This window comes from Xanthobacter autotrophicus (genome assembly GCF_030015065.1).
GTDB classification, from domain to species: domain Bacteria; phylum Pseudomonadota; class Alphaproteobacteria; order Rhizobiales; family Xanthobacteraceae; genus Xanthobacter; species Xanthobacter autotrophicus_D.
The window spans coordinates 1-464 of sequence record NZ_JAIVFN010000383.1 but is presented as its reverse complement, the minus strand read 5'-3'; the positions used below and the strand labels follow the sequence as shown (position 1 = coordinate 464).

General features: G+C 66.6%; 1 protein-coding gene. It reads right to left on the bottom strand.

Annotated elements, in window-relative coordinates; translation table 11 throughout:
- Positions 1–356, bottom strand: a 356-nt coding sequence (locus K9U40_RS23640; protein ID WP_282892498.1) for a hypothetical protein, incomplete at its 3' end; no start/stop codon positions are given.
- Positions 357–464 lie beyond the last annotated feature (108 nt).

Sequence of the window (464 nt, the reverse complement as noted above, 5' to 3'; positions counted from 1 at the left end):
TCCCTGGCACGTTGGTACCGCTCATCCAGCCATCCCCGCATCGCCTCAAGGGCGTGCTCGGCCATTTGCTTCGATGGTGCACACAGCCATGTCTGCGGCCACTGACGAAGAAATGCTTCGTCCCACTCTTTCCCGTCCAGCAGGTAGGCGCCATCCTCCCGGCGCTTCCGGACCGACGCGTGCATCAGCGCCCGCAACAGCCTGCGCGTGTCGCCGTCCTCGGGATGAAGGCTTACCGTCCAGCGCTGCCCCTCTTCTTCCTTGCTGACCACCAGCCCGAACAGCAGGTGCGGCCGCACGAGATGTGCGGGCAGGAAGAACCCGGAGTAGCGCAAACGCCCGACGAACATCGGCACGCCGCCCGCCCGGCGGTGTGCGATGTCCGCGGCGCTTCCTGGCGCCGCACCCGAGCTGCGGCAGATCCTGGGCAGTTGAACAGGCCGGACGGGAGGATGCTGTATGTC